Origin of the sequence: Undibacterium sp. GrIS 1.8, assembly GCF_040544445.1 — a bacterium.
Taxonomy (GTDB): Bacteria; Pseudomonadota; Gammaproteobacteria; order Burkholderiales; family Burkholderiaceae_D; genus Undibacterium.
In genome coordinates, this window is record NZ_JBEONQ010000032.1 from 1 (window position 1) to 25,792 (window position 25,792).

18 protein-coding genes and 6 pseudogenes are annotated in these 25,792 nt (G+C 47.0%); 17 read left to right on the top strand and 7 right to left on the bottom strand.

Going from position 1 to position 25,792, the window contains the following annotated elements; genetic code table 11:
- The 9 genes and pseudogenes from AAKU64_RS15050 to AAKU64_RS15095 form a co-directional block, all read left to right on the top strand.
- Nucleotides 1-3,216: RHS repeat-associated core domain-containing protein (locus tag AAKU64_RS15050; RefSeq protein WP_354362356.1), on the top strand; the 3,216-nt coding region annotated here is incomplete at its 5' end.
- Between the two features lie 14 nt (nt 3,217-3,230).
- Nucleotides 3,231-3,554 (top strand): DUF7716 domain-containing protein, encoded by a 324-nt coding sequence (locus AAKU64_RS15055; RefSeq protein ID WP_354335878.1) that lies wholly within the window; start codon nt 3,231-3,233, stop codon nt 3,552-3,554.
- A gap of 258 nt (nt 3,555-3,812) precedes the next feature.
- Nucleotides 3,813-5,384 (top strand): annotated as a pseudogene (locus AAKU64_RS15070) (RHS repeat-associated core domain-containing protein); the annotation flags it as partial.
- Between the two features lie 402 nt (nt 5,385-5,786).
- Entirely contained in the window at nt 5,787-6,392 is a 606-nt protein-coding gene (locus AAKU64_RS15075) for a DUF8309 domain-containing protein (RefSeq protein ID WP_354335785.1), read from the top strand.
- 412 nt (nt 6,393-6,804) lie between these two features.
- A pseudogene (locus tag AAKU64_RS22615) lies at nt 6,805-7,188 on the top strand (RHS repeat-associated core domain-containing protein); the annotation flags it as partial.
- 352 nt (nt 7,189-7,540) lie between these two features.
- Nucleotides 7,541-8,017 (top strand): DUF4265 domain-containing protein, encoded by a 477-nt coding sequence (locus AAKU64_RS15085; protein WP_354335504.1) that lies wholly within the window; start codon nt 7,541-7,543, stop codon nt 8,015-8,017.
- Nucleotides 8,018-8,044: 27 nt separating this feature from the next.
- A pseudogene (locus AAKU64_RS22620) lies at nt 8,045-8,524 on the top strand (RHS domain-containing protein); the annotation flags it as partial.
- An 18-nt stretch (nt 8,525-8,542) separates the two neighbouring features.
- Nucleotides 8,543-9,220 carry an RHS repeat-associated core domain-containing protein gene (locus AAKU64_RS22625; RefSeq protein WP_503012670.1) on the top strand — a complete coding sequence of 226 codons (678 nt, stop codon included), beginning with the start codon at nt 8,543-8,545 and terminating at the stop codon, nt 9,218-9,220.
- An 11-nt stretch (nt 9,221-9,231) separates the two neighbouring features.
- Nucleotides 9,232-9,849: an imm11 family protein gene (locus AAKU64_RS15095; protein ID WP_354335508.1), complete on the top strand. Its 618-nt coding sequence runs from the start codon at nt 9,232-9,234 to the stop codon at nt 9,847-9,849.
- 378 nt (nt 9,850-10,227) lie between these two features.
- Here AAKU64_RS15095 and AAKU64_RS15100 read toward each other — a convergent pair whose 3' ends face one another.
- The gene (locus tag AAKU64_RS15100) at nt 10,228-11,784 is read right to left on the bottom strand and encodes a metallophosphoesterase family protein (protein ID WP_354362360.1); all 1,557 of its coding nucleotides are present in this window, start codon (nt 11,782-11,784) and stop codon (nt 10,228-10,230) included.
- Nucleotides 11,785-12,327: 543 nt separating this feature from the next.
- Between AAKU64_RS15100 and AAKU64_RS15110 the strand changes: the two are divergent.
- The 5 genes and pseudogenes from AAKU64_RS15110 to AAKU64_RS15135 form a co-directional block, all read left to right on the top strand.
- A pseudogene (locus AAKU64_RS15110) lies at nt 12,328-12,978 on the top strand (IS6 family transposase); the annotation flags it as partial.
- A 340-nt stretch (nt 12,979-13,318) separates the two neighbouring features.
- The gene (locus AAKU64_RS15120) at nt 13,319-13,747 is read left to right on the top strand and encodes a hypothetical protein (protein WP_354335516.1); all 429 of its coding nucleotides are present in this window, start codon (nt 13,319-13,321) and stop codon (nt 13,745-13,747) included.
- Nucleotides 13,748-14,179 carry a tetratricopeptide repeat protein gene (locus tag AAKU64_RS15125; protein ID WP_354335518.1) on the top strand — a complete coding sequence of 144 codons (432 nt, stop codon included), beginning with the start codon at nt 13,748-13,750 and terminating at the stop codon, nt 14,177-14,179. It begins immediately after the preceding gene.
- Between the two features lie 750 nt (nt 14,180-14,929).
- Complete coding sequence (locus AAKU64_RS15130) at nt 14,930-15,220, top strand: hypothetical protein (protein WP_354333793.1); 291 nt, start codon at nt 14,930-14,932, stop codon at nt 15,218-15,220.
- Between the two features lie 289 nt (nt 15,221-15,509).
- Nucleotides 15,510-16,304 (top strand): hypothetical protein, encoded by a 795-nt coding sequence (locus AAKU64_RS15135; RefSeq protein ID WP_354333791.1) that lies wholly within the window; start codon nt 15,510-15,512, stop codon nt 16,302-16,304.
- 48 nt (nt 16,305-16,352) lie between these two features.
- On the opposite strand, the pseudogene AAKU64_RS15140 reads toward AAKU64_RS15135, so the two are convergent.
- A pseudogene (locus tag AAKU64_RS15140) lies at nt 16,353-16,562 on the bottom strand (DDE-type integrase/transposase/recombinase); the annotation flags it as partial.
- Nucleotides 16,563-16,628: 66 nt separating this feature from the next.
- A pseudogene (locus AAKU64_RS15145) lies at nt 16,629-17,111 on the bottom strand (IS3 family transposase); the annotation flags it as partial.
- A 679-nt stretch (nt 17,112-17,790) separates the two neighbouring features.
- Here AAKU64_RS15145 and AAKU64_RS15150 point away from each other — a divergent pair.
- Entirely contained in the window at nt 17,791-18,357 is a 567-nt protein-coding gene (locus AAKU64_RS15150) for a TetR/AcrR family transcriptional regulator (protein ID WP_354333790.1), read from the top strand.
- Nucleotides 18,358-18,424: 67 nt separating this feature from the next.
- Here the strand turns inward: AAKU64_RS15150 and AAKU64_RS15155 are convergent, their stop codons facing one another.
- The 3 genes from AAKU64_RS15155 to AAKU64_RS15165 all read right to left on the bottom strand — a co-directional run bounded on the left by AAKU64_RS15155 (nt 18,425) and on the right by AAKU64_RS15165 (nt 21,708).
- Complete coding sequence (locus AAKU64_RS15155) at nt 18,425-19,717, bottom strand: MFS transporter (RefSeq protein WP_322120793.1); 1,293 nt, start codon at nt 19,715-19,717, stop codon at nt 18,425-18,427.
- A gap of 623 nt (nt 19,718-20,340) precedes the next feature.
- Nucleotides 20,341-20,964 carry a DUF3106 domain-containing protein gene (locus tag AAKU64_RS15160; protein ID WP_354333787.1) on the bottom strand — a complete coding sequence of 208 codons (624 nt, stop codon included), beginning with the start codon at nt 20,962-20,964 and terminating at the stop codon, nt 20,341-20,343.
- Between the two features lie 168 nt (nt 20,965-21,132).
- On the bottom strand, nt 21,133-21,708 hold the full coding sequence (locus AAKU64_RS15165; protein ID WP_354333786.1) for a MarR family winged helix-turn-helix transcriptional regulator: 576 nt from the start codon (nt 21,706-21,708) through the stop codon (nt 21,133-21,135).
- Between the two features lie 136 nt (nt 21,709-21,844).
- Here AAKU64_RS15165 and AAKU64_RS15170 point away from each other — a divergent pair, with 136 nt between their 5' ends.
- Both AAKU64_RS15170 and AAKU64_RS15175 read left to right on the top strand, forming a co-directional pair.
- Complete coding sequence (locus tag AAKU64_RS15170; protein ID WP_354362362.1) at nt 21,845-23,185, top strand: chloride channel protein; 1,341 nt, start codon at nt 21,845-21,847, stop codon at nt 23,183-23,185.
- Between the two features lie 217 nt (nt 23,186-23,402).
- On the top strand, nt 23,403-24,176 hold the full coding sequence (locus AAKU64_RS15175) for a substrate-binding periplasmic protein (protein ID WP_354362363.1): 774 nt from the start codon (nt 23,403-23,405) through the stop codon (nt 24,174-24,176).
- Between the two features lie 184 nt (nt 24,177-24,360).
- Here AAKU64_RS15175 and dinB read toward each other — a convergent pair whose 3' ends face one another.
- Complete coding sequence (dinB, locus tag AAKU64_RS15180; RefSeq protein WP_354362364.1) at nt 24,361-25,437, bottom strand: DNA polymerase IV; 1,077 nt, start codon at nt 25,435-25,437, stop codon at nt 24,361-24,363.
- Nucleotides 25,438-25,792 lie beyond the last annotated feature (355 nt).

The window sequence follows — 25,792 nt, forward strand, 5'->3', positions numbered from 1 at the left end:
ATGGACAAAGGCGGCACCATCGCATTAACCGGAGGCGGCACCGCCGCTGTCGGTGACGCAATGGTACTCACCGGGATAGGAGCCGCCCCAGGCGCTGTCATTGCAGCAGGTGGCGGTGCTGTAGCCGTGGTCGGTGAAGGCGTTGGCCTGGTAGGTGGCATTGTAGAATCTACCGCCAGCTACACGTACAGCGACACCGGCGATTTACTCAGTCACACCGATGCCAATGGTGCTCAGCGCCGCTATGAATGGCGCAACCATGTTCTCGTTGCCTACACCGAACCAGATGGTGCACGTTATTGCGCAGATTATGACGCATACTCACCGTCTGGTCGGGTCACCCGCTCGTATGCCGCCATTGACGGACGTGGCCTGCACTTTGTCTACAATGACCACGCCTGTGCTACCCGAGTTACTGATGAATTAGGTCGCAGCACTCTTTACGAATACGATGCCCGCAAAGACATCATCGCCACCACCGGTCCCGATGGCATACGGGTAGCAACCCCATTCGATAGCAATGGCCACCCGCGTGGCAGTATTGATCCCTTAGGGCGACAAAGCTTCTTCCAATTCGACCGGCGCGGTAATCTCACGACCCTGGTTGATGCCGCTGGTGCGCGCACGTCGATTGACTACAACCCTCTTGATTTGCCAGTAAAACTTACCGATGCGTTGCAGCACATATGGCGTCGCGATTATGATCCGCGCGGCAATCTCGCCAAAGTCACCGATCCCTTAGAACAAAGTATCTGCTATTCCTATGATAGCCACGGACAACCCGTGACAATCACTGATGCCCGTGGCGGCAACAAACAACTGCAATGGGATGCAGCTGGTAATCTGATCGCTTATACCGATTGCTCAGGTCATACCACCCGCTTTACTTATGACATGCTCGGGCGTTTGCTTAGCCGCGTCGATGCGCTAGGCCATACCACGTATTACTGTTGGGATGCGGTCGGACGCTTGAGTAGCATGACTGAACCGAGCAGCAACAACGACAAAAATAACAACGAAGATAACAATCAGACCAAACATTACTATCAATGGAGTGCAGAAGGCCGCTTGCTCAGTTACACCGATCCATTGGGTGCCACAACCACCTACCACTACAACCGCCACGGTGAGCCCATCCAGCGTAGCGATGCCAACGGCAACACACTCGACTACGCCTACGATGCGGTTGGGCGCTTAATTCGCCTCACCAATGAGAACGGCGACAGCACCTATTTTAGTTACGACATCGCCGACCAGCTCACCGATGAAACCGGCTTTGATGGCCGCCACCAACGCTATTGCTACAACGCCGCAGGTGAACTCACGCATCTGATCGAGGCTGGTGGTAGCCAATTCGGTCCAGGCAAAGTCACCCGCTTCGAGCGCGATGCAATTGGCCGTCTTGTCGCCAAACATGCCGAAGACGACACCAGCTGCCAGGCACAATTTACCTACGATACCCTGGGGCGATTAACCAATGCCAATAACCCAGCAGCCCAACTCGCCTTTGCCTACGACCCGCTAGGGCAGTTACTCACTGAAAGCCAAACTCTGGTCAATGGCAGTACAAAAATACTCAAGCACGGCTACGATGAACTAGGCAACCGTATTCAAAGCACCTTGCCAGATCAACGCAGTCTGCACTGGTTGTTTTACGGCTCCGGCCATCTGCATCAAATCAATCTGGCGCAACCACACCAACACACCCAGCACCAGGTCATTGCGGATATGGAGCGCGATGCTTTACACCGTGAAGTAAAGCGCAGTCAGGGCAGCTTAGAAAGTCGTTACGACTACGATCCTATGGGGCGTCTGACACGACATAAGGCCGGGCAAGCCAAGGCGAATCCAATCGTTACCAGCATGAGCTACAGTACTACACGTGATGCCAGTGTTGAGATAGAGCGTAGTTATCGTTATGATGCCGCTGGCAATTTGACTAATCAGATTGATGCCCTACGTGGCAAGCAAAACTATCAATATGACCCTACTGGACGCATTCTTGCGGCGACTGGTCGCTTGAATGAAGCCTTTGCTTTTGATCCAGCGGGTAATATACAAACTACTCAGTCAGGCCGTGCGGCGGCAAAGGTCAAAGGCAATCGCCTCAGCGTGTATCAAGACCTGCGCTTTGAATACGACCTCCACGGCAATGTCATCAACCGTAAGAAAGGTGCGCATGAAGAAGCGCAGTTCACATGGAATGGCGACCATCAATTACAAAACGCAACAGTCACGCGCCACGGTGTAACGCAGACCACCAGTTATGAATACGACGCACTAGGCAGACGTACCAAGAAAACAGATGCCTTTGGTGCCACTGAGTATTTGTGGGATGGCGATCTGATGATACACAGCCAGCGCGGTAACAAGGCTTCACTATTCGTGTTTGAGCCAAACAGCTTCGTACCGTTGGCGACCATCCAGGACGACAACATCTACTGGTACCAATGCGATCAAATCGGCGCGCCACAAGAACTGACTGATGAAGAAGGCAAGATCATCTGGGCGGCCGATTACAAGGTCTGGGGTGAGGCGAGATTGCGCGATGTGTCACTGAAGACGGGGACGGATAATTGGTCATCGTCATCGAACTATAACTGGCAAACATCAACAAAACCTACGCCAGTTATTGATCAGCCATTCCGGTTTCAGGGGCAGCAGTTTGATGAAGAGACTGGGCTGCATTACAATCGGTTTCGATATTATGATCCGGCGGTGGGGCGGTTTGTTTCTGAAGATCCTATTGGTTTAATGGGGGGTAATAATCTTTTTTCTTATGGACAGAACTCTATTGAATGGATTGATCCATTGGGATTGGCTGGGCGACGAGTTCTTACTGGAAATGACAAATCAGGTCGACCTTTAAGTAGCGATAAATATAGTGTTTGGACTCAAACAACTATTCCATGCAATCTTTTGAGCGGAACACGAGGTGATCATTTTAAAGATGCCAACCAGCAACTTCATCAAATGATTTTAGAAAGCCCAGAATTTGGAAATAGTCTTGGAAAAGATGTTGTTGCGCACGTGAAGCCTGGGGCTAGGGGCGCATATAGTGATAAGAGCCCTCCTGGGTTATCGTGGCATCATAATAACGATGATCCAACAAAAATGGAGCTAGTACCGCGTGCTCAGCATCAAGCGCCAGGCGAAGTGCAAAAATCCTTACATCCTGATCAAGGTGGCGGATTTAAGAAACTTAATTGTTCTTAATTTAGGAGAAGCAAATGAATCACACAATTTCAATTAAAGACATTCTTACCAATCCAGAAAATTTTGACGGTTGGTTATATTTGCCAACAGGAGATCTTGCATTAGGCACAAATTGCTTTGTTTTGAAGCAGAATTTGGATGCCGATCCTGATTGGAATGAACAACTAAAACATCAATTAATTGTTCAAGGTTGGAAACCAATAATTCCAAATGAAGAGGTTGAAGACGTAATTGAAAACACAAAAGCTCAAATCGATAATCCCACATTAGAACAATTATTTAAAGCATTTGTATTTTATTGTGAAAATGATGCATTTATGGAGTGGGATAATGAGTAATGCATTTCTGTGAGGCGCTTAGTGATGGCACTGTGAGAAATACACTCAAATTGTCACCGCTCTTCCTTTTTCGTTAAGCAACAAATAGCGCAATTTAGATTTTAATCAACGAACTAGGCCAACACGCAATTCCCATGAGGCTTGAACGCTAGACCGGCTCAAGACCGTAAGCCGTATTGCAATACGCAGCATGGAATCGTTGAGAAATTCTTAGTTGTTAAAAAACGGCAGTGTATTTGAAACCCTGTTTCTTCCGCCGACCAACTTACCGACGAAACCGGCTTTGATGGCCGCCACCAACGCTATTGCTATAACGCCGCAGGTGAACTCACGCATCTGATCGAGGCTGGTGGTAGCCAATTCGGTCCAGGCAAAGTCACCCGCTTCGAGCGCGATGCAATTGGCCGTCTTGTCGCCAAACATGCCGAAGACGACACCAGCTGCCAGGCACAATTTACCTACGATACCCTGGGGCGATTAACCAATGCCAATAACCCAGCAGCCCAACTCGCCTTTGCCTACGACCCGCTAGGGCAGTTACTCACTGAAAGCCAAACTCTGGTCAATGGCAGTACAAAAATACTCAAGCACGGCTACGATGAACTAGGCAACCGTATTCAAAGCACCTTGCCAGATCAACGCAGTCTGCACTGGTTGTTTTACGGCTCCGGCCATCTGCATCAAATCAATCTGGCGCAACCACACCAACACACCCAGCACCAGGTCATTGCGGATATGGAGCGCGATGCTTTACACCGTGAAGTAAAGCGCAGTCAGGGCAGCTTAGAAAGTCGTTACGACTACGATCCTATGGGGCGTCTGACACGACATAAGGCCGGGCAAGCCAAGGCGAATCCAATCGTTACCAGCATGAGCTACAGTACTACACGTGATGCCAGTGTTGAGATAGAGCGTAGTTATCGTTATGATGCCGCTGGCAATTTGACTAATCAGATTGATGCCCTACGTGGCAAGCAAAACTATCAATATGACCCTACTGGACGCATTCTTGCGGCGACTGGTCGCTTGAATGAAGCCTTTGCTTTTGATCCAGCGGGTAATATACAAACTACTCAGTCAGGCCGTGCGGCGGCAAAGGTCAAAGGCAATCGCCTCAGCGTGTATCAAGACCTGCGCTTTGAATACGACCTCCACGGCAATGTCATCAACCGTAAGAAAGGTGCGCATGAAGAAGCGCAGTTCACATGGAATGGCGACCATCAATTACAAAACGCAACAGTCACGCGCCACGGTGTAACGCAGACCACCAGTTATGAATACGACGCACTAGGCAGACGTACCAAGAAAACAGATGCCTTTGGTGCCACTGAGTATTTGTGGGATGGCGATCTGATGATACACAGCCAGCGCGGTAACAAGGCTTCACTATTCGTGTTTGAGCCAAACAGCTTCGTACCGTTGGCGACCATCCAGGACGACAACATCTACTGGTACCAATGCGATCAAATCGGCGCGCCACAAGAACTGACTGATGAAGAAGGCAAGATCATCTGGGCGGCCGATTACAAGGTCTGGGGTGAGGCGAGATTGCGCGATGTGTCACTGAAGACGGGGACGGATAATTGGTCATCGTCATCGAACTATAACTGGCAAACATCAACAAAACCTACGCCAGTTATTGATCAGCCATTCCGGTTTCAGGGTCAGCAGTTTGATGAAGAGACTGGGCTGCATTACAATCGGTTTCGATATTATGATCCCGCGGTGGGACGGTTTGTTTCTGAGGATCCTATTGGATTAGCGGGCGGTACCAACCAGTTTGCTTATGCGCCCAATCCGATTGGGTGGTTAGACCCTTATGGACTTGCATGCAATCCGGCGAAAGCGACACACATCACTTATACCGGCATGAAAGACGGCAAGCCTTATGTTGGCTATGCAAGTATGCCTGGAAAACAGTCGGCGGAAGCTGTTCTTCGTTATCGATACAACGGTAATTTTAGCGTGTTTGACGCAGGAGCCGCGCCTGAACCTATCTATAGTGGGTATGGTCAGGCCGGAAAAGATACTGCTCGCGGACTGGAACAACGTACGTTCGAAAAGATGGGCGGATTGGATAAAACATCCAATAAGCAAAATCCTGTAGGAAAGAATAATAAACGCCGCAAGAAATATCTCAAGGCTAATGATCAGCACAACAAGTGCTCTTGCTATACAGGTAAAGCCAGCGATGACGATTGTGATTAAAGATAATTTAAGGAAAAATATAAAATGCGAGCTTTTTGGAAAAAGGATGGAGTTGTTTGTTTAAAATTAAAAGAGAATCTTTACACGCTTGCTCAGATGGTTGATGAAAGTGCATATATGCGTTTTTATGCAATCAGCAATCATGAAGATGTGTGGGGAAAAATTGATTTGAATACAGTAGCGCCACTATTCTGTGTATCTGTGGGTAATGCATTGATCCAACATCTAGGTGTGCGCCGTGTGCCTGATAAGGAAGTGATCCCTAGTCATGCACCTTTTGAGCGGTATTTCATCAAGCCAAATATTAATTATGAGGGGCCTTTCGTTTACCTTGGCGGCAAGTTAATTGATAAAGGCGAAAATGCGCAAGAAGACATGACCCGCGCCCCGGTAAAAATTTCTGATTTAAGCGTCAGCAAGCATCTTGATGTAATTCATCAACATGAACTAACGCCTATGTGGGGTGATAAAGATTCTGCGGCACGGTTGATTCATTTTTTTGAAACCGGGGAGAATTTCAACGGATTAAAGGAGGCAGTTTTTCCTGAGTTAGAAAAAATTGATCATCATGTAAATCGCGATACGGAAACCTATCGCGCCATCAAAAAAATTTATGCCACCAAACCGTAATTTGTTCGAGATAAATTTTAAAAACACCTAGCCCATCACGCAATTCCTATGCGCTCTATAAGCCAGATAGACTCAAAACCCGCATGTATAAAGCGTGACAGGACATGCCTATTTTAAATTTTCCATCACATGTAAAAAAGGTGCGCATGAAGAAGTGCAGTTCAAATGGAACGCCGACCATCAATTACAAAACGCAACAGTCATGCGCCACGGTGTAACGCAGACCACCAGTTATGAATACGACGCATTAGGCAGACGTACCAAGAAAACAGATGCCTTCGGTGCCACCGAATATTTGTGGGATGGCGATCTGATGATCCATAGTCAGCGTGGCAACAAGGCTTCACTATTCGTGTTTGAGCCAAACAGCTTCGTACCGTTGGCAACCATCCAGGACGACAACATCTACTGGTACCAATGCGATCAAATCGGCGCGCCACAAGAGCTGACTGATGAAGAAGGCAAGATCATGTGGGCTGCCGATTACAAGGTCTGGGGTGAGGCGAAAGTGCGCGATGTAGCGCTGAAGACAGGGACAGATAATCGCTCTTATGCGTCGACCAATGTGTGGCAAGCATCAACAAAAATGATGCCCGTAATCGATCAGCCGTTCCGGTTTCAGGGGCAGCAGTTTGATGAAGAGACTGGCCTGCATTACAATCGGTTTCGGTACTATGATCCTGGAGTTGGGCGGTTTGCTGGACAAGATCCTATTGGCTTGGCTGGCGGGACGAATCTATTTGCTTATGCGCCGAATCCGATTGGGTGGGTCGATCCATTCGGATTGGCTCCTAAACCACCATCAATATTTGCACTTAAAGATGGTGCTGGTGCGTCGCCTTCAGATATCACCGCCAGCAAAATTGGTGGAGGAACTCGCGTTGGTCAACAGGCATGTAGAGACAAACTACTAAAAGATGCCAAAAATAATAACGGTGGAATATACAAATGTTGGCGATGCGGTCATACAAGTAAAAATGCATCGGATATGCATCTGGGTCACAAAAATGTACCAACATCAAAAGGTGGAAATCTTGCAGATGTAAATGTTGATACAGAAGGTGCATCTTGTAACTTAAGTGCTGGGAACAGTGGGTATGTAAAAGAAGGGATGTCTTGTTTAGAAAGGGGAAGCTGTGGTGCACCATATGGAAGATAAAGAAAAAATTCTCATTCATGTTTATGCAGGGGAATCCAATAATTTACCTGTTTTTGAAGAACTGCCGGCATACAATTTGGGGGGCAATATTTATGAATTATTATCATCCCCTGGTTTAGCACTGAATTTAGCTAAAAGCGATGTTGTTGAAATAGTCGACACAAAACAACCAGTAAAGGTTTTGAAAAGAGGCGGTAATTTCTGCATACAGATATATTCGGATAATATTTCAGATCAGGATCTAAGCCACCTTGAAAAAGATGTTGCACACGTTCTTAGTGGTACTGTCGATGGAGTTTATATGGGCAACTTATCATTGACAGTGCCTTCATCTGCTGGAATTGAAAACATTAATGTTTTCTTTGATTCATTCACAAAAAAAACAGGCGTTCAATGGTACTTCGGCAATGTCTATGAAAATTTTGAAGATATACAAGATGAAACCCTTTTAAATTGGTGGTTGTAAAATTTTTTACTATTCTTTGCCTTTGACCCGGCTGGTAACATACAAACAGCGCAACCTGGCCGTGCAGCAGTTATGGTCAGAGGCAATCGCCTCAAGGTATTTCAAGACCTGAGCTTTGAATACGATCTTCATGGCAATGTCATCAACCGCAAAAAAGGCGCGCATGAAGAGGCGCAGTTCATATGGAACGCCGACCATCAATTACAAAACGCAACAGTCACGCGCCACGGCGTGACGCAAACCACCAATTATGAATACGATGCATTAGGCAGACGTACCAAGAAAACAGATGCCTTTGGTGCCACCGAATATTTGTGGGATGGCGATCTGATGATACACAGCCAGCGCGGTAACAAGGCTTCACTATTCGTGTTTGAGCCAAACAGCTTCGTACCGTTGGCAACCATCCAGGACGACAACATCTACTGGTATCAATGTGATCAAATCGGTGCTCCGCAAGAACTGACTGATGAAGAAGGCAAGATCGTCTGGGCGGCAGATTACAAGGTCTGGGGTGAGGCGAAAGTGCGAGACGTATCGCTTAGGACTGGGACGGACAATTTGTCTTATGCGTCAAGTCATGCGTGGAAAACATCAACAAAAGCTACGCCTGTTATCGATCAGCCGTTCCGGTTTCAGGGTCAGCAGTTTGATGAAGAGACTGGGCTGCATTACAATCGATTTCGATACTATGATCCGGCGGTGGGGCGGTTTGTTTCAGAAGATCCGATTGGATTGCAAGGCGGTATAAATTCGTTTCTTTATGCAGAAAATTCGCTGAATCACATAGATCCATTTGGACTGAGTAGTGCTCGACTCGACAAAGCCCTTGGTGGAAAAAAGAAAGACTGTCATGAGGCCCATCATTTAATTCCTGAAGAAGTAATGGGTGATCCTCAATACAAATCCATGTTCGATAAATTAAAAAATATGGGCTTTGATCCAGATGGTGCGGGTAACGGAATTTTACTTCCCGACAATTCGAACTTGGCCAAGCAAACTGGTTTACCAGGGCATTGGAGTAATCACGCGCAGTATTCTGCGTCTGTAAAAGGTGAAGTTGATACTCTATTCCGAGAATGGAAGGCGGGTCGTGTCTCGAACACTAGTCTCGCCCTTGGAGTTAAAGATATTCAAGGTAGAGCAAAAAACAATATTCAAACTGGCAAAGTAAAGTTAAACGCAAAATGTCGATTAATGTAGAAGGTAGAGCTATGAACTATTATGTTATTGAATATTTGGGTGGCGATCGTGGCTGTCCTGATTATCTCAAAGGCACCTTAAATAAGGATTTTCAGTGGGAAGCATACGATCCTGATGTGGATAAATTCGTGATTGATGCAGAATATGAATTTAGGGCGAAACACACTGCCATCGATTTAGACTTCTGGGACGGACTATTGTGTTCTGAAAATTTCACTGCGCTATGCAGAGAATTTGGACTTGAGATGCGTTTGATTCCTGTAAAAATTATTCAGTCAAACAAAATTGAAACGCAAAAGAAATATTTTTACGTGCTTGTAAAAGACTACCTGTCAATCCTTGATGTTGAACAATCTAATTTTCGAATAGATCTCGATATGGAAACTAGTCAGCCAGTCTATGACAGATTTTTTCCCGACCAAGTTAGGTACGAAGCGATTTACAAATTTATTGTTGATTCAAAAAAAGTTGGTAGTGCCGGAATTTTTAAGTGTTTAGATATCGGCGCAAAATTTGTTTGCAATCAATTATTCAAGGATGCGTGCAATAACAGAAAACTATTGGGATTAAAATTTACGCCGATTGATGAAAGTTTTCAGGTTATTCCATTCTGGCTAAAAGACGAATAAAAAATATAGAGCCAAATATTTTTGTCTTCCTCTGAGTCAGGGGGTGTAAGCCGGAACCCCAGAAAATTCCGTCGAAAAGCGTCAGGGGCGATTTGATGCCTGGGCGCAATGGAACAGTGAACCGACTTAAGAATTTTGAAGTGTCGACAAGGGGGGCCTGTCATTTTCAGAAGACGACTGCACGCGAGTTCAGAAGCGGACTGCACTAACGGTTCCGCGTACTTGGTGAGGTCAGGGTGCGAGCAGGCCCGTTCACACCGGAACCGTTATGGACGTAGTTCGCCTGATTGCCGGTTGAATGCGGTGCCCAAGGGCTGAAACTAACCAAAGCCGACCACGGTGACCAGAGCAAGCGGACACCCCCAATCCCGAATCCAGTTACCGCCGGTTCGCGAACTCCGGAGACACGGAGGCAACTACCTCGCGGAAAGCGCCGCCGTTGACGCTCTCGAAAAATGACGCAATCCATCGTTGGCTATCTGGTGCCCACTCCAGCAAGTTATACGAGAGGGGCGAGCCTTCAGCCCCAAGAGAACTACCGCAGCCAATCGAAGTGAGCGGCATGCGATCTGACCCGCATTCGACCTCGCGCTCGACGTAGCGGGCCTTGTGCTTGTGACCGTGAAGAATCGTCTTCACCCTCCAGTCGAGGCACCATCGATGCAGGTCTTTGGCGTCGACCATCTCAAGGAAGGCCTCGTCCCTGAGACCGACAACGTTGAGCGCTCGTTGCACCCAGGTCTCAGGCGGCACATCGAAGGAGAACGGGTGGTGGTGCACCAACACGATCGGCAGGAAGTCCTTGAGTTCCGGCCTGGCCGCCGTGAGCGTTCGGTATTCGGCGCCGATCTGCCTAAACTGAGACTGCGTGATCTTCCCGCGAGCGAAGCTCCCCTTCACCGACGAGTTGAAACAGATGAATACCATCTGGCACTGTTCATCGACAACGATCTTGGTGGAACCGATCAACGCAACCTGCTTGTAATTGTCGCCGAACAGGCCAATCATTCGTTGGTCGTGATTGCCGGTGATCGAGATTGGCTCTCGGCCGCCTGCCAAGTGGGTGATGTTCTGCTTGAATCCCGCGAACATCGCTGCATAGTTCTGGTTGGGCGTGTCGAACAGGTCGCCGGTGATGACTACCCTATCTACTGACTTGACGATGTCGCGAAGTTCGGCGTCGAGCAGCGGCTGGTTCTCGGTCGCATCGCTGGTGCCGAAGTGCAGGTCGCTGAGGTGCAGCAGCCGCCGATAGTTGCTGGGCTTGTTTGACGCCCAGCGCCGAAGTACGGCATCGAATCCGCCGCTGCCTCGGTAGCCCGGGAACGGCCCTCGGCGATGCCTGCCCTCATGCATGCCATTCTCAAGCTCACGCATGAGTTCTGGGACGCTTTCCAAGCGAGCGAAGGCGCTCGCACCATTGGCGGTCCAGAACACGATGCCAGGCCAATCCGCAGCTGCATGCAGCGCAACCGAGAACGCCGCGATTGGGTCGAGGACTTCGAAGTTCCGATCCGTCATGTCCTGCTCGGGAATCAGCACAAGCAGTTGGCCATACATGGGCGCGCTTGCGATCTGCTTGGCTGTCTCCCGCAACCGGTCACCGGCGCCGACGGCAAGCGCGAATAGCGCGTAGTCGGAAAGTTCGGACCGCAACTCTTCCAGGACACGCTCGACGACGAGGCCAGGCAACGTTTCTCTGTCACCGAAATCGTGTGTCTCCCGTAGCCGTGAGGCGGCTCGCGATGCAACTTCAGCGATCTCTTCCGGCCAGGACTCGAAGGCCGGCTCAGAAATGAGATAGCGCCTCGCGTCGTATGTCAGCGCTTCGAGAAACTCAATTAGGTCGCCACGGCGAACCCGTGGCGCACCTTGGGACCTGGAGGTCACGAACGCCATGATGTTAGCGTGATTAAGTCTAAAGATTGCGCCCATGGTCGTTCCCTTTCCCGAGAATTTGCTTGATTGTACGCATTCATTACTACATCAGGTTCGAGCAAGCAGCTTCGCACCATCTAGCCGTAAATCCTTTTGGTGAGACGTGTCGGTATAACATTTATCTTGTATTCCGTGTTCCTGGCACAAATCGCCAACCTTGATTTCTGGCTACCCATCGCCGCCGTGTATAGACGCAATTTGGCGGCGGTTACCTTGAACGGCCGACCTCCTATCCTACCTCAATAAAATGTGGGAACAGCCTGCCAGAATCAAAGGCAAATCCCAGCAGGCCGAGTCCATTATTGACCAAAAATGGACGACTTACCGAAACCGAAATTCAGGTTGGCAAGCAGGGAGTTTTTGCTATCCTTCCCGCTATCCCGGGCTCCCCCCAAGGTCAGATAAGAGCCTTCGGCAATTCTGTATTCCAGACCTAAGACATAACGGGTGGAGTCAGGTACGGCCGTTGCATCGTTCCGCGTTTTGGAATACTCAGCAATGCCGGTTGTGTCGCAATAAGCGAATCTGGTAAAGTTTGATATGGACGATTTTCGTAAAAGCCTCATCAAAAGCACTCTCCGTAAGGTTCTTAAACGACTGCATTATCCGTTGGAAGTCATGATGCTTTGTGTACGCTGGTACGTGGCATACCCATTGAGTTTTCGTCATATCGAAGAAATGATGGGAGAACGCGGCGTTGTCGTTGATCACGCCACGTTACATCGCTGGGCTGTGAAGATATTGCCTTTGCTGGCTAAGATATTTCGTTCACGTAAGCGTTCCGTAGGTCGGAGTTGGCGCATGGATGAGACGTATATCAAGGTGAAGGGCCAATGGAAATATCTCTACCGCGCCGTGGATAAGCAGGGCATGACCGTGGACTTCTTGCTGACAGCCAAACGCGACATGGCTGCGGCAAAGCGCTTTTTTAACAAAGCGATGGGAGCGAACGGTGATCCTGACAAGGTCGCAATGGATAAGAGCGGAGCCAACAAGGCTGCCATTGATGCGATCAATATTGGCCGCGTTCAGCCTATCGTTGTGCGCCAGGTCAAGTATCTCAACAACATCGTCGAGCAGGACCACCGCGGCATCAAGCGGATAACCAAACCGATGCTTAACTTCAAATCTTTTCGATCGGCCAGCGCAGTGCTCGCTGGTGTCGAGCTCATGCACATGATTCGAAAAGGTTAGTTTGACACCGATGGTCTTGCGGACCTGTCATTTGCGCAACAATTCTATGCCCTGGTAGGACAGGTCCGTCCAGCGTAAAGGTACACCCTCGTCGTGTCGGCAAAAGCTGGTCTCAGCTAAATAACGCGACAGAACCTAAAATACTCTGATATGTCTCATAAGACAGATGCAGTTACCTGGTGGAACGAAACTGGTAGACAATTTGGAGCAAAGTCATCTGAAGTGAGAGCATGGATGCTTGATTCAAAAAATTATGTGTTAGATCATCTGTCTATTAATAGATCTCTTGGCGCAAAGCTCGGAGAAACATATTTACCACCTTTGAAATGAGACTTTTATGAAATCGGTCAATGACGAAATAATGCAGCAGATGAGAGAGCTAGGCGCCAAAGTGCGTGAGGCGCTTAAGATTGGTAATGCAGAAGAAGCGCAATCATTGCTTGAGCAAGGCTGGCGTTTGATTCCTGAACCAAAATCTGAATATGACATCAGCATTTCTAAGGTCTTGGCGTCAATTCGATTAATGGCTCAATCTGGAAAGCCATCGCTAGCTTTTAAATGGATAGACGAACTTAAATATCTTCCAATTTCAACGATAGATGCAGAACCAGACCTTCTTATCGGAATGACGTTCTTTGAGCTGCATGATGAAGACAAAGCTTTTTTACATCTACAGCGAGCAAATAAACTTTCCAAAGGCCGTTGCTTTCAAGATGAAGATAAGAAATATCTGGAATTTTACAAAAAACGAGTTGCGGGAAATTAAATGGAACTTCCAGAAAAAATTGGTACTGAGATTGATGACTTGTCTGAAGAAGGTAATGAATTATGCGATCAGTCTAAATACGAAGACGCGATTCTAAAATGGTCTTCAGCAATAGACTTGTTGCCAGAGCCCCGTGAAGATTGGGATGCCTACACCTGGTTATTGGTGTCGATTGGCGATGCGCAATACCAACTCAATCAACTAGATGCTGCACGAAACAGCTTTTATGACGCACTTAACGGGTCTGATGGACAAGCGAATCCATTTGTTCACTACCGCCTTGGGCAATGTGAAATCAAAATAGGAAATGAGGACAGTGGAATTTCTCACTTATTAAAGGCATATATGCTGGATGGAGATGAGATATTTTCTGGTGAGATCGATGGACATTTATATCTTCAAAAACTCAAAGACAAGCGACTAATCCCGTAACGTCCAACTACCCTCTGATTTTTAACCACAGGCAATAGAAAATTTTATGATCAAAAGACCTCTATCAGTCTGGCTAGTGCAAATTCTGTTAACGATTGCCTTTTTTGTTTTTGTCTCTTCCTTGATGGTTTGGACAACGTAGTCATTTGCTGAACTTTGGGGATCGTCTAGGCCGCCAACAGAGGTAATACTGTTTTTGATCGAGTTCGCTTTTAAATTTACCTTATGCGGTTATGTTGCGTACGCTGTTTTTGCTATTACTAAGGTTTGGAAAAATAGTCGAATAATTGGACTGATCGCACTTGGTATCTTATTTGCGTTGACTGTTTTTAGTAAATTCAATGCACTCCCTATAGGTCATGGTTTGCCAAGATATGAATTGACCTCCCCTGCACAACGTGGAGGTGCATTTCTTGGGAATATATTTATGTTGATTTGTTTCTGGATTTTATTTTTCCGCTTTGGTTTTTCGAAGAAGGTACGTCAATTTCTTGACCAATCTTCCAATTAAAATGATTTATGCATAACTCAATAATTCTGAGCGTATCAACACGCGGTCTTGCGCGAGGAGATTGTCGCCAAAGCTACCTCCTAGATGATGCCGTAGTCGTAGAGATCATCTGGCGGCCAGAGTTACGCGGTATTGACCGAGTCTGGGTTGTATGTATGGGACGAGAAATATCGTAAAGCACTTTTTCTACAACAGTTGAAGCAAGAATTTTTAAATATCGTAATTGAAGAAATAAAGCTATGAAACACCTGTTAGACCATGAAGCCGAAGAGTTTCAATACAATCCGAATCACTTGTTCGATACTTTGATTAAACAATTGCATTTAAAAAATGATGCTGCCTTATCGCAAGAGTTAGGCGTGTCGGCACCGATTATTAGCAAAATTCGTCATCGACGCCTGCCTGTGGGATCATCACTACTAATCCGCATGCATGAAGTCAGCGGATTGAGTATCAAGGAACTACGATGTCTCATGGGAGATACGCATAAGAAATTTTGGATTGGTCATCAACGAACGATGCTCAAGTAGTTGCTCTTTTGTTCAAAGGTGCAATAGCTAAAAGCAGATGCGATATTTTCGGCGGAGGCCGCTGGTTACTCGTATTCAGTATCTCGGAGTAACCGCTAGAAATAGGATGCATTTTCAGCGAATTAGCGCATTTAATTTTTCATATTAACGTCATAATTTTCTATATCAAATCGGTGTTTTTCGAGTTCGACAATGAGATCCTGCAAACATGCGGCTTCATTTTTAGGACCGCTTATGTTTCAAGCTCTGCCTCACAAACTGTGTCACTACTAACTTAACTTCTTCCCACATGAAATTCATTGCCATAGCGCTTACTCTAGTTACAGCAAATATCTTCGCAGCACCGCTGCCAGAATGCGATCTCTCTGGCGCTACAGCAGTACAGAATTTTCAGTCCAGTCCTCAGCTCATAGGGCAACCTGAATTTATCCGTAAACTAACCAACACATCTGTAAGAACAATATCCAAGAAAATTGTCGCCAAGGGCGACGCAATATTGGTTTCCGACCTTGAATTGATTCAGAGAGATGTTTCGTTAAGTACGCAGCAACCATTCAAGTACTCAGCAAATTTGCTCGCTGTCAGCTTCTCATATAACCCCACATCTGCGCAAACGGCGCTCTATCGGTTCAAAGCCAATAGTGGCGATATCTACCATGTCCTTATGTATAAACAAGATGCTGTTTTTGTTCGCGAAGACGGGATGCTATGCGACAGAGTTGTGCGGTATTCGTCAGATAGCTCTTCGATCGTTGCTTACACCTATCAAACCTATCCTGAGGATGTCAAATTTACCTTTGGCAAGGCTGACCATAGCTGGGGTGTTGGGAGTTTGAGAATCATCTATAACGGCGTGACTTCGGGCTCTATACAATTTCAAGAAGTTTGGATTCAAGACGGAAAGATTCTAAGTACGACGGCTCACCAGCTTGACCAGTTCACAAAGGATGTAAGAATCGCCGGTTTTCCGATCCGCGTCGATAGTGTCACCGGTGACTCTGCCGCCATATCACTTGATGCCGCAGATGAGCTTTCTGTTTCGCTTGGGGACGCGAGGTTAATTTCACGCTATCTGAAAAAGTGATGTCCAATGATCTTTACACCAGTTTGCAAATTCATTGCTATCAAATTAGCTTCCATGATTAAAATGAATCATCACCGATTGTTTTGGCTTGCTGCGCCACATAGCAATCATCAATGCATCCAGAATAATATCGGTTGTCATCCTCGGTTTCATTGACCGTCCTACGACTGCGCGTGAATAAAGATCAATAATGACAGCAAGATAGAGCTAGCCTTCGTGTGTCCTAATATAGGTAATGTCTGTTACCCAGGCAGTGTTAGACTGGTCGATATTGAGTCGGCATAACTCCTGTTAATTGGGATGCGGACAAAAACTTGGACTGATTTATGCCATTAATCCGAGACTCTCGCGGTATTCGATAGGACTGAGAGAACCTAGGAAGATTTTAATCCGATTTTCGTTGTACCAGCGGATGTAGGAGTCGAGCGCCTCAATGAACTGCTCAATGGTCGTAGCCCGCCAGTCCCGATGATAGAACATTTCCGTTTTCAGCCTCCCGAAGAAGCCTTCACATGCCGCATTATCGGGCGAACACCCTTTGCGCGACATTGAGCGAATCAGCTTCGCATTGCCGATACGCGATAGCCACCCAGGCCAGCGATAGTGGGCGCCGCGATCAGAGTGGACGACGGGCCTGTCGTTTCTATTGGCAACCGTCTCTACGGCCGCATCCAACATCGTATTGACAAGCTCTGCGTCCGGACGCGTGCCGATTGACCAACTGATGATCAGACCGTCGAAACAATCGATCATCGGCGATAGATACACTTTGCCGGCCGGGATTTGGAACTCCGTGATGTCGGTGAGCAAAAATTCAGCATCTAATAGCATGCCACTAAGAGAAAATTTACTTATGGTAATAATATAAATGATTTATTAACCTACAAACAAGAGCATGATGTAAATACAAAACGACTAGTATTCTTTGGTTATGCTATTCAATTTTTCATACACCACAGCGTTGTAGTTTGGCAACAGAAAAGACGCTTATACTTTTGTTGGTATTTTTCATGGTACTTCATCACTAATTTTTATCTAAACTTAATGGCAGCAACGATTTTAAGGCACCATAGGATTCCTGTCGGTGCACCATTCGAACCAGTTCTTGGTTCAAATTCAACTATCAATTTTGCTTAAATTTGCTTATATCGGCTGGTATGCGCCGATAGTCACTGCTATCAAACCTCATTTTTCTTCTTTAAATCAACGGGTTAAGTTTATTAATAACTTATTACCCAGATATTCGTCATTCTAAGCCGGCAATACAAGTTCGATTTCTATACCGTACACCCTTTTGCTTTTGTCCTGCCGCAACTGATTGTTGTCATTTTTGAATGCTCCGACAGCGGATCACTGTCACGAAATCAAGTGATTTTTTTCATTTGAATATGCCAACTTGCTTACTTGCCTGCATATCTGCCTGTTCTATAGTTTTTATATTATTATCGTAATGAATAATATTGATCAGTAATTAGAAGGAAGCATCATGAAAGTTAGCAGAGAACAGGCCGAGAAAAATCGTGAGCGGGTCGTTGATACTGCCGCCAAACTGTTTCGTGAGCATGGCTATAACGGTATCGGTGTGGCCGATCTGATGAAAGCTGCCGGTCTGACTAATGGCGCGTTCTATGGCAATTTCAACTCAAAAGAAGATTTGATGGTGGAGGCCTGTGCGCGTACTTTTGAGAATTCTGCCAGCTCATGGGCTAGGCTTGCAGCCAAACATCCTGATGCACCGTTCGAGGCAATCACGGCCTCTTATCTATCACCTAAGCATCGTGACAATCCGGGTGCTGGTTGCGCAGTGGTCGCTCTTGGCCCTGAGGTGGCACGACTTTCTTCGGGAGTGCGTGATGCATTGACTGACGGCGTGCGTCAGCAGCTTGATCAACTGACTGTACTGGCAGAAGCAGAGTCATCGCAAGAAAAGCGTGATGCGGTCTTAGTCGCATATGCCAGCATGGTGGGCGCGCTGATGCTGTCACGTGCGGTGAATGAGCCGGGTCTGTCCGATGAGTTTTTACGTGTTGTGCGTCAGGCGCTTAGCCAGTAGCAAGCCTGATATTGTGCAAATTGAGCATATTGAAAGCGACAAAATGCTTTCAATATGCTCTATTAATTTACGCTGCTTTACGCTCGGTTACTTTAGAATCCCGCCGCTTAATCATCATCACCAACAGCGCGGCGAGTAAGCATGCTGCTCCAGCCGTGTACAACGCTGGGTTGTAAGTCAGCATCAATGTTCTGACACGACCCGCGCCATAAGCCGCCACGGCGGCGCCAAGTTGATGTCCCGCAAATATCCAGCCGAACACCATGCCAGCGCGTTCTTTACCGAAAGTGGCGGTGGTCAATCTGACCGTCGGCGGTACTGTTGCGATCCAGTCCATGCCATAAAACATCGCAAATAAGGACAAGCCATACAGCGTGAATTCGGAGTAAGGCAACCAAAACAGGGATAAACCACGCAAACCGTAATACCAGAACAGTAATTTACGGTTGTCATAGCGATCCGACAACCAGCCAGACAAGATGGTACCGACCAGATCAAAAGCACCCATCATGGCCAATACAGAGGCCGCAGGTACCGCCGCCAAGCCAGAGTCACCACATAAAGAAATGAAATGGGTTTGGATCAAGCCATTCGTGCTGAGGCCGCAAATAAAAAAGGTGCCAAACAAGATCCAGAACACTCTCTGACTTGCCGCCTCACGCAAAATTGTAAACGGCATACTAAAACTGAATTTAACAGGCGCCACTGGCGGGATGGCAATCGCCGGATCAGCACCATAGGGTATCAGTCCTACTTCTGAAGGACGATTGCGCATGAAAAAGAAGGCAGCGATTGCTACTACAGCGCAACTAAATGACACCGGTAACACCGCAATGCGCCAGCCTAGATGCTCGGTAAGCCATGCCGCCGCGGGCAAAAATACCAGTTGCCCGGTCGCCGAGCTTGCCGTCAAAAGACCAATCACCAGACCGCGATGGGTTTCAAACCAGCGATTAGATACGATCGCACTCAGCACCAAAGCGGTTAACCCCGATCCTATGCCTATCGTGATGCCCCACAAAGCAACCAGATGCCAAAACGCGGTCATGCGGGTTGATAAGATCAAGCCGGTTGCGATCAAGCTTAGTGCGGTCACCACAATATTACGCAGGCCAAACCGTTCCATCAGAATTGCTGCAAATGGTCCAATCAGACCGAACAAGGCAAAACGAACCGCGAGCGCTGAAGAAATCTGATCAACACTCCAGCCAAACTCTTTGCTCAATGGCTGCATCAGTGCACCGGGCAAGCCAAGCGCAGCCGAAGACGACAGCGCTGTCATAAAGGTAATGATGACGATGATCCAGGCGTAATGAAAACCACGCTTGTCCAGCCATTTAGAAAGTGCTTGGGAAAACATAGACATCCTTGTCAAATTTCAAATCACATGTGGAATGATCCGGCGCTATCAACAAATTAGCTTTGCATGTAGCTTATCATTTCACATCGCACTTCCGGCAGCACATTCTTTCTCATCAGAAGGAACTTCCACTGCTAATATAAATTACAGTCGTAATTTATGCAATAGATGCCGATCATAATCTAAAAATATTTCGTTTGCTTGTAAATCAAAAGAAAGAAGTAAAGGAATCAGTCAGAATTCTCTGACCATTCGCCTTGACCGGGCCAGATGCATTGGGAAATTTGGCTCGAACGGGGAACCAAAATTGTTTAGTCTGCTGATCAATCTGGCAGAAATACCGCGTCGTTCAGGTGGCTAGATGAGCAGAAGCGAACAACAAATGCTGACCGTCTCAAGCATCTTGGCGGGCAATCCCTATTTGCGATTACTAGATAGATTTTCACAAGTGGTGGCGCCAGTGAAAGTGGGCAAAGGCCAACGACGATGTTGACCTAGAGGCGGGAAGGAGCATTGGTTCTGTTATCAAAATAAGATTTTCACTTCCCAGAACTGGCGGGCGATGAGTCCATGCGACCGACATATTTATCGGTGTAATCAGATCTGATTTGCTAGTTCTAAGTTTATTGACGCATAGGCTCACTGGCTAAAGCAGTATTGGGCGCTTCAGGATTGACCGGCGTAGTTTTGGCAGGCGCAGAAACCACTTTTAAAGGCGATATTGGATTTTGTGGTTTTAAACTACTTGATTGCAGATTGGTTAACCTGGCTTTGTGTTTTTCTGATGCCAGCCGCTCTTTATCTGCCTCACTTAACAGCTGATACTGCTTCCATTGTTCGGTCTTTTGCTGTGCTTTAAGAGCCACACTCCGTATGTAATTCTCGCGTGCGATCGTACGCTGCTCTGGTGTGAGCTTGACCCAAGCGCGCATGCGTTCTTGTACGCGAAATTTTTCCTCGGGCTTCATCCCCTCATACCGATTGGCGATTTCCACCCATTTTTTCTTTCTGATGTCATCAATGCCTTTCCACTCGCTCAACAAAGGTGCAAGCGCCTCTTTTTGTTTGGGAGAAAGCGCGGACCAGTCAGGTTGTGTATGCACCGGCAGGCTGACGGGCACAGTTGGTTTAGCCGGATTGATAACAGGAGCTGGATTAAGCTTGTCGTCTGCATGTGCCAGCAATATCGATAAGCACAATCCCATCAAAGCCACTAGCAAGGGGCTGCGCAGATGATGCAATGACATAGGATATCTCCTTGAACCAGATTGATTGGTTAATCACTATCGAACTATCGAACGATTCAACGATCAAAATATTGATGGGTCGAATCGTAATTTGCTGCTAAAAAATTATGCTCTGTGAAGAACTTAAAACAAAGCAAGGTTTAAAACTTTTAAGCATGTAAATAATGTTTACATCGTAAATGGTAGCGGCAACAACTCAAAACCCTCATCCAGAATATCAATACTGTTCAGCAAACCCTGCAAACCATTATTCAAGTCATCAAGACAAGGATCGTCTAGCTGTAAGAGCGCTTCGGGTAGCAAACCTCTGGCAGGTTTTGGGGCCGCCATTAGTAAGCCAGTTCCCGATTCTGTCAAATTCACCACAACGGCTCTTTGATCATTTGGATCGCGTGTCTTAACGATATAGCCACGCTTATCTAATCCATCTAACAAATTGCTGGTAGTGGTTTGATGTATGGCCAATCTTTTCGCCAATTCACCTACGCGCAGACCTGTCGATTCATGTAACTCTTGAATAATCCATAACTGCGCACCGTTTACACCACATTGTTTTTCTATCCAAAGCGAATGCTGTTGTGCTGCACGAATAACAATTCTAAGCTTTTTTAAAATTTCCAGCCTTAGGTTGGCGCTAACTGCCACCTCCGGTTTATGTTTAGCTTTGTCTTTCGCCATCACCTTTTTTAGATCTTTTGCTGCGTTTTTCACGATGTCTTTTTTTTGTTCAATTTTTTTTGTCATTGCAAATCTCCAGCGATTAAAGTGTAACATATCTATATTTGTACAAATGTAATTTGACGAAACTTATTCTGTCATTTTTGAGAAAAATATCGCTCTTCTATTTCACTGCCAACCCAAAGGCGTCACAGGTTCCATTATGCAATTTCCTCGCCTCAGAATGCGCTATCCGGTGCTCTCTTCCAGCCTCATTTTTAGAATTGTGGATATCTGGCATCGCGGCGCCGCCTGGATTTTAGGTCCTTTGCTGGTGGGGACGATGGCCGTCGGCTTGGCATTTGGTGGTGAGCAGGCCAGTAAGTTAAATAATTGGGTACTGACAGCCGCGCCTTATTCTCCATTAATTTTTATGCCCCTAGGTTTTGCGCTGCTGGCATACCTGAGCAGGCGTTTTTTCCCGGGATCGCAGGGAAGCGGTATCCCGCAAACGGTTGCCGCCATTAATACGCTCGATACCGCTAAAAATAACAAGTTACTGTCATTGCGTATCGCTATAGGAAAAATATTGCTGACCTTGGGCGGGTTGACGATAGGCGCGTCGATCGGGCGCGAGGGCCCCACCGTACAAATCGGCGCTTCCATCATGCATATGTTTTATGGACGTGGTCCTTTTCAAAATGCTGAAGCCCGCCGGACGCTGATTTTAGCGGGTGGCGCTGCGGGGATTGCGGCGGCGTTTAATACACCGCTGGCTGGCATTATGTTTGCCATTGAAGAACTGAGTAAACGGCATGCGTTTAGTGCGAACAGCTCGACTTTGATTACCGTGATCGTCTCCGGCCTGATCTCATTATCTTTGCTGGGTAATTACACCTACTTTGGATCGACCGGAGCGGAACTTGATTGGCGCTCGGGTGTTTGGGCGATTTTGGTATGCGGAATAATCGGCGGTGGCGCTGGTGGTCTGTTCAGTCAATTATTGATATCAGTATCGTCACGATTACCGCCACGACTGGCGAATCTGCTCAGAAACCGGGCGCTGTTATTTGCCGCTGTTTGCGGTTTAATCGTTGCCCTGATTGGTATTTACACGAATGGCTTAGTGTTCGGCACAGGCTACCAATCTACCCGCTTAACGTTGGAAGACAGCGGCACATTGCCCTGGTATTTTGGGATAGCAAAATTGATTGCTACCTTGCTCTCATCCGTTTGCGGCATTAGCGGTGGCATCTTCGCGCCCTCACTCGCCGTCGGCGCAGGTATTGGCGATAACATCGCGACACTATTCCCCAATTTGGCAACCCATGGCGCGATCGTATTATTGGTGATGGCGGCCTACTTATCTGGTGTGACTCGCGCACCGGTGACCTCATTCATCATCATGATGGAAATGACGGATAGTCACCAAATGTTGGTGCCGCTGATGTCAGCATCCGTGATTGCCAGCGCAATCTCCAAATTCATCTGCCCGACGCCGCTTTATCACAAACTGGCGGAACGCTTTTTGCCGCTACCAGCACGATTTTTTAAACATGAATAAAACGTTACTGAAGCGAGTTCACTCAGGCTACGTAGTATTACTAATATAGTCAAAATAGTTTTTGGCTGACTTTGAAGACTCTTGTTTTTTTGCTCTGACAGCACAGAGCCAGAAGTAAATATATGTTTTGCCAAAGCACAACACTTAGGAATAAGCTTAGCGCAATACCCGCACAACTTACGCTAAACTACATCATCACTTTTGCCGAGTCATTGCCTTGAAGATCAGATGTATTCCTGTCACTGCCATCCTGATGTATGCCTTTGGGATGTCGCCTATATTTGCCGCGGATAATCCAGTGATGCGTTTAGCCAGTCTGGAGTGGGCGCCTTATGTAGGCTCACGTTTACATCAAGAAGGCTTGACCGCAGGCATCGTTAAAGTCGCGGCACGTCAAATCGGCATGGACGCCAAAATTAGTTATTCTCCCTGGAGTCGTACCGTTTACGCGGGATTAAATGATCCTAATTACGCGGGTTATTTCCCAGCGTTTTACTTAAAAGAGCGCGAAAAAACTTGCTACTTTTCTGGCGTGTTAGGACATAGCGTAGTGGGTTTTGCGCATCTCAAAGAGCGACCATTCCAATGGACTAAGCTCAATGATTTACGCGGTATTAAAATCGGTATTGTGCAAGATTACGCTAATGGAGAAGAGTTTGATGCCATGGTCAAACAGCGGGTGCTGGATACCGATGCAGCACCCTCCGATGTCAGCAATCTGCGCAAATTGCTAGCGCATAGAGTCGATGTGATCGTGATCGATAAGTATGTCTTGCATCAGCTGCTGGCGTCGGAACCGAGTTTGCAGGCAGACAAAAACCGGATCGAATATTATCCTCATGAGTTAGCAAAATTTTCTATGCACATCTGTTTTCAGCGCAACGAGCGCGGGCTGGCAATTCAAAAAGCCTTCAATCTTGCGCTGAATAAAATCGATACACAAAAATTAGAAGACAGCTATTTCCAGCAATTGGACGCAGCTCAAAAGTAGATAATGTCGGGAATTTTTCTGCTCTGAATGTGGCTTGGCCAGAAGGCTGTTTTGCCGTTGTTTAGTACAGTCATAAGCCCATTAATCAATATACTCCCCCCAATTTTTATTGGAATTGGTCTAATGGCCAGTAATTAATTGGATAATTAATTATACTAACGGGTAGTATATTATTTTTAGAAATTTAATTCGCAAACAAAACCAATTGCTGCTCCGTCGTTGACGCTTGCTCCGCGCCGCTTAAACGCATACCCAGTCCAAGCAAGCGCACGGGTTGTTGGCCGCGTGCAAATGCGATCTCTAACAAGCTGACAAAACTACTTTCATCCAAGCTGCTGCCACGACATTCTGCGGTAGTCTGGTGAAAATCGGCAAAGCGGATTTTGACGTACAACTTATGTATGTAGTCCTCCGCTTGCACTCGTTTCATCCTCGCTACCAACATCGCAAATAAGGCAGGCAATTCTGTTTGGCAAGCGGCCAGATCGGGTAAATCCTGGGCGTAGGTTTCTTCTACGCTGACCGATTTCCGCTCGCTGTCCGGGCAGACACTACGATGATCAATGCCGCGACAAAGCTGGTACAAGTTATAGCCAAGCTTGCCAAAGTGTTGCTGCAAATCGGGTAAGGACCAGCTACGTAAATCTCGGCAATATTGCACACCCAGACCATGTAATTTGGCAGCCGTGACTTTGCCCACACCAAATAATTTGGCAACCGGTAGCTCCGCCACAAAACTATCTGCGTCTTCTGGCAAGACCACAAACTGACCGTCTGGCTTATTCCAGTCGCTGGCGATTTTGGCGAGAAATTTATTCGCCGCCACACCGGCGGAGGCTGTGATGCCCACCGTGGCTGCAATCCGCGCCCGTATCTCTTGCGCAATCAGGGTCGCACTCCCTTTGTGCTGCGTGCAATCGCTCACATCCAGATACGCTTCATCCAGTGATAAAGGTTCGACCAAGTCGGTGTAGTCACGATAAATTGCCAAAATCGCTTTAGATGCGATACGGTATTTCTCCATCGTTGGTGGCAGCACGATTAAATCAGGGCAGCGCCGTAACGCCAATGAGGTCGGCATCGCTGAGCGCACGCCAAAACGCCGCGCCTCGTAATTGCAAGTCGCCACCACACCGCGCTGATCTGCTCTGCCGCCAACGGCCAGCGGCTTATCGCGCAGATGCGGATCGTCCCGCATTTCTATTGCGGCATAAAAGCAATCACAATCGCAATGGATAATTTTTCGCTGGGCGGTGGACATGATGTTATCGAAGTGATTACTGAAGCTGTTACTGAGATTATTGCTGACAAGCGTTGAGGTATTTTAATCCATTTAAAAGAAAATACTGTATATAAAATCAGTATGTAACATCAGTATATAAAATCAGTATTTGAGTGAGCCTGCTATCAACGTACTCGCATACAAAACAGCGCCTATCTTTGCTCTAAGTCAGCGCTTTAAGTTGCTGTAATTTTAAGCATCTACCATAATTGTTTCAGCGTCCATCCTGTCCATGACAAATTCCGGTATTTGCGTCATGATGTCTGACCGGAGAGCTTTGCCGATCCTGTCTATTTCGTTCAATTAATTTAATCAATTCAAGCTGCGCTGTTAG